Origin of the sequence: Bartonella sp. AA2SXKL (genome assembly GCF_042197205.1) — a bacterium.
Classification (GTDB): Bacteria; Pseudomonadota; Alphaproteobacteria; order Rhizobiales; family Rhizobiaceae; genus Bartonella.
This window is the reverse complement of record NZ_JBHIRN010000026.1, coordinates 1-5,697: the sequence shown is the minus strand read 5'-3', so window position 1 is coordinate 5,697 and position 5,697 is coordinate 1. Positions and strand designations below refer to the sequence as shown.

The window sequence follows — 5,697 nt, the reverse complement described above, 5'->3', positions numbered from 1 at the left end:
TTTAGGGGCTTCAGCATTACGCTTTTTAGGGGCTACATCATTGCGCTTTTTAGGGGCTTCAGCATTACGCTTTTTAGGGGCTACATCATTGCGCTTTTTAGGGGCTTCAGCATTACGCTTTTTAGAGGCTTCAGCATTGTGCTTTTTAGGAGCTTCAGCATTACGCTTTTTAGAGGCTACATCATTGCGCTTTTTAGAGGATTCTTCACTATATTTTTTATAGGCTTTATCGCTGTATTTAAATCCTTCTTCCAGCAATTGTGTTGCCATTTTACGATCTTCACCAGCTGTTTGTTCCAGCTTAGTGACATCTATTTGTGATACACCCTTATGAGCTTCAGCGGTATTACGGTTAAGGGAAGCTATGGTTTGATCAACGCCTTGCCCTGTCAATGCCTTCTGCCCTGCTTCATCAGTAATGACGATGGTGCCATCGCTAATGGCAGATTTGGTATATCCTTCCCTTGAATCCTGTTGTTCTGCATGATCTAAAACATTTTTGGCAATGTTTTTAGCGATGTCGTATTCGCCCATTGCACCACCCGCTGCAATGCTAATCCCATCACTGCTGGCTTTGGCACTCGCACTGTTGCTAATATCACTGGTGCTGATGCTTCCTGTGGTCAGGCTGTTTTTTTCTGCCAAGGCTGTGCTTTCAATAATACCTCCAGTCAGCGTTGTTTTATCTTTAACGGTGATCTCAAAGCCGTCATCACGGGCTTTAATGCCTGATTGTTCCACAACACTGTGATAATCGCTGGAGGATTGATCATTTTGGAAAGAGACGTTTATTGATGCACCATCAGGCTTTCCATTGCCTTTAACCCCAACAGAAACAGAGTTTTTTTTGCTGGAACTTTGTCCCGTATCACTGCGGCTGACAACGGTAAAATCACCTCCTACTTCCATTTCTACACGCTCTCCAGAAACCACGGCGCCTGCCAATGTGGTGTTTGCCCCACTCGTGGTATGAACAGTACCTGTGCCAACAATATGGCTGTTCTTTTGTTGAACCTGTTCACTGGAACCTTCCCCTTGACTAAAAGCAGCACTGCCTGTTACCCCTGCGCCACCCGTGCCATAACTGGCTCCAATATTCATTGAAGCACTTTGGTTATGGTTTTGTGTGCTTTTCTTGTTTTGCGCACTTTCAAAGGTAATATGCTGTCCTGCTTCCAAGTTGATATTCCCGCTCTGCGGATCATTTGCATAAACAGGATTGGTGCCAGCGATAATATCAGCTCCAACACCATGGATGCTGCCTTTGTGGGCTTTCATATTGACAGAACGCCCAGCTTCTATGCTATTGGTTACAGCAGTAGATGTCTGAGAAGACTTCTCTTCCTTTTCAGTCTTAAAGCCTACGGTAACACTGGTAGAAATATCCACCATCTTGAGAAGGGAATCTTTTGTTGATCCGCTCTTTATCCCATTATAGAGATCTTTGCCTTTGTTATAGAGATCTTTGCCTTTTAGACCAAGAATGATGCCATTGCCGATTTTGTGTTTTGTATCCCCATGACCAAAACGTTTTCCTGCATCCTTTATATCTTGTATGGTACTAAGAATGCCAACATTGACAGAACCTGTAACACCAGCAAAGAAATTTTCATGGTTTTTTTGTGTCTTAGAGATATCTTGGCTTTCTGATAGGGTGATATTATTGCCGGCATCAATGTTGACATCACGATCCGCCGCAACAATGGCTGCTTGTAAATTCACATCATTGTCAGCAGTAATCTGCACATCTTGGCGTGCCGTGATGTGTGATTGTGTGGAAGTGGTTTCCCATTGATCGCCCGTATCTTTGACGCTTGCAACCCCAACACCCAAAGAAACACTACTGCTGCTCTTTCCAAACTGAATGCCAAAACCTGAACGCTTTTCTTCAGAATTTGACTTATGGCTATTATGACCCACAAGCACATTGACATCACGAGCTGCCGAAAGATTAATATTCTCACCTGCAAAATCAGAGCCCACTATGCTCACATCTTTTTTCTTGGCAATGATGTTGATAGTGCCATACGCATTGAGAGAAGAGCCTTGATGTTCAAAACTCTCTTCATTTTGCACCTTTTCCTCACTCCCATATATCGACACAAAGTCCTCACCTGAGCCCGCGCCAAAACCAGATGCATGTTCTTCTGAGTGGCTGCTATGGTGATCTTGCATGCCATCAATCGTCACATTTTCTGCTGTCACATTGATGTTTTGACCTGAAAGCAGATGAGAAGCAGTAATTGTGGACTCTTTTTCTGCTTGCAAATCAATGTTGCCCGTTGCCTCAAGAACTGAGGAAACTGTTGTGGTGTGCGATTCAGATTTATCGGAAGATTTCTCATGCAAAAAGCTACTTGATGACGATTGGTATTGCTGATCGTAGTGTTCTTGAGCGCCTTTTATGAGAATATTCCCACCAGAGTGAATAGAAATATCTGCTTTTGCTTGATCTGGTGTTTCCTCTTCTTTTCCAGCAAAAAGCATCGATCCAATGATTTTTGTATCGTTGCCAGATTCAAAGGCCATCCCTTCACCCCCTGTTATACTTGAGCCCACAACTTGAGTAGCCTCAACATTATTATGGACTCTCTCACTAAATATTCCATCCTCTTTGTGATCGGATATCTCATAATGTAAGCTATCTTCTGCATTGTTGATCAGGATATCGTTACTGGCTTTCAGCCCCACCTTGCCCTTGGCATCTATATCGGAAGCCGCCATATGGATATCTTTTCCAGAGAGAACAGTGGTCTCTTTTCCAGAACTTAAATGAGAGCCATTGTGTAAAGCAACATGAGATGTTTCACTCCCATTCTGATTATCCATACTATTGCGTGTGGCATCAATCGAAACATTCCTCTCAGCTTGCAAGAGAAGTTTATCCTTTGTTTGAACATCAGAGCCTAGAATATTCAAATCTTTTCCAGAGGCAAGTGTCGTCGAGCCACCAGAACTGACTTCCGATTTATGATGCATGGTGGCATCACCCTGTTCATCATGGTAATGGGTTTCTGCTGAACCGATCGTCAAGTTGCCTTGTTCTGTAGCCATGGCAAGATCACCTCCGGTGGTGATCCCCACCCCTGAGGCGGTGATATCTTGCTTGGCAATCACGCTCGCATTGCCACCAGCAGAAAGCGCCTCGGTGTTTAATACTGTCTCCACGCCGTCAACCGTTGTGCGCCCTGCATCCAAACGAATATTCTTCTCCGCAAGGATAACAGCATCACCACCCGCCGCAAAATGCCCTCCTTGACTGAGGATATCCCCGCCATGCACATGCAATTGGTGATTTGCCGCAATCCGCCCTGAATTGATAATCGTTGAATTGCTCGTATTCTGGCTGGTGATATTGACACCATCGCCCATGATCAAAGCTCCAGCAGAAACAAAGGAGGCTCTGTCTTTTTCAGGGATGTAAAGCACCGGAGCATAAACATCCATGCCCTTGACCTGTTGGCGCACATAAATCACCATCGGGACTTCTAGGGACGCCAATTGTTCTTCACTCAAAGCCTCACCAAAAGGGAGATTGTGGGCTTTTGCATAGTCTGCCCCGACATCCAGCAAAGTTTTGACTTGTTCAATGGCATCACTTCCAGGAATAAAGGAGCCTTTACCCAAACCTTGACCAACCAGATCACGCATTTGTTTTTCAATCAATTCCTTTTCGAAATAAGCATCCCCTAAGAAAAAAATCTCCCGATCAGGATTGTAGCCAATTCTGTTCAAATAATAGGCTGAGCCATAAAACTTGCCAACATCAAGGAATTCTGCCCGCGTTTCATAAATAAAATTCTGCTTGGGCAAGGTGCCACCAACCCCACCCGATTGAGGCTTTGGCAAAGGGAGACCCTCAGAAAGTTCTCCTGCACCATTGATATCCACTTTTGGTGTAAACAAAGCACCAGCCCCGGTTAAACCGCTTAAGGACTCCAGCGGATTGCCTTCAACTGCTTGTGCTTTAAAATGCGCATCCCCTGTAATAGAACCTTCCCCTGCCTTGTTGTTGAGTTGATCAACCACCAGATTTAAAGTGCCACCCGCTTGGACAAGACCAAGAACTGCATCAAGAGCTTCTGAACCGGTCTGGCGATAAGTGCCATTAGCTATATCTAAGGAAACATCGCGGCTTCCATCAGCTTTATAACCATAACAATAAGCATCCGTATTAGCATTACAACCCATATAAGTGTTTTTATAAACCGTTGCCCCCAAATTGGTGAGCACATTGGCGTGGATATCGGCATTTCCTCCTGCTTGTATAATGCTATAGTGGTTGTCAATGGTATCGGCATTAATGATGAGATTGCCACTAGATTGTATCATCCCCTGAGCAGCCGGTTTATGCGAAAAACTCTGCGTGACAATCTTCTCTGTCATGTATGACTGATTATTCCATTGATAGCGTTCTATATCTCCTTTTCTTTTATCATATTTCCAAGTGAATGCCTTATAGACTGTTCCACCTTGCAAAGTTGCCGTGCCATAGGTTCCCTCTTTGTTAGCCCAAAGCTTTTTATCAAATACAAATTCTTCCTTAAGATACCCTCCTTGAGTATGTATATAATCCTCTCCACCTATTAATATATACGTAACATACCCCTTTCCCCAACGCTCTCTCTTCATATCGTGATATAAATTCTGTTCATTGAGCAAATTAAAACCCTTTGGTTTTTCGAATGCTATGGCGACTTCTTCCGTTTTTTCCGTGATGACAGGCATGCTATCGGCTTCGTTTTTGAGACTGTTGGTTTGGATATTTAAGTTTCCACCTGCTTGAATAACGCCCGCTTTATTCACAAGCGAAAGGCTTTTTCCAGTACCAGCTGCATTGGTGAAAAATAAATTGCCTTCTGCCATAATAGCGCCAAAATCATTGAGCAAAGCCCCATCAACTTGTAAAGCACCATTGCCCTTTACATAAATTAAACCCGTTTTGCTGTTGGTCACATCGCCCGTCACGCTAAAAGCTAAATCATGACCCGCTGCCAATTGACCGCTATTTTCAAGCTCCCCGGTTTTGATGATAAAATCTCGTGCTGCTAAAACCGATGTGAACTGATCCACCATAACGCCTGGAGCAACAAAAAGAATATCTCCAGTCCCTCCTTCATCGGTAATGGCTTGTAGCCGTGCATGGTGAATATCAAGAACATTGGTGCTTTGAAAATCTAAACCACCATAAATCAGCGTGCTGCCCGAGACATAAATATGATCCGCAGTTAAATATAGCGTTTGCGGCGTGTAAATATGAGAACGATCATTGCTCAAATCCAGTGTGTTTGCTGTCAATCTCACATCCCCCGTAGCAGACAGCACATTCTCAACGCTGATCCCTCCTGATACCGAGGTCAGGGTTGCACTGCCATAGCCAATGACCTGATCATAATAAATGTCGTTGCCAGCAAAAAGTTCAATATTGCCACCACTGATAATATGCCCAACCTTTATACCCTCTTGCGCTGTAGCAAAAAGGGAACCTTTATCATGAAAAACAAGAGCACCTGTAGGGTTTGAAGGGCTCACCTGAGAGTGAACAAAATCTAAACCTGTCATCAGTGTGCCTGCATCAAGACTTCCCACCTTTAAAACGGCATCATCACCCGTCATCAAAGAAGAAAAGTCAACCGCCCCACCCTCAATATTTGCCTTGCCATAGGCTAAAAGTTGCCCAAAATGAACGGGAGCATT

At 44.1% G+C, this 5,697-nt stretch carries 1 protein-coding gene; it reads right to left on the bottom strand.

The features are described from left to right. The coding region (locus ACFINS_RS09155) for a hemagglutinin repeat-containing protein (protein WP_375706118.1) at positions 1 to 5,697 on the bottom strand (5,697 nt) is incomplete at both ends.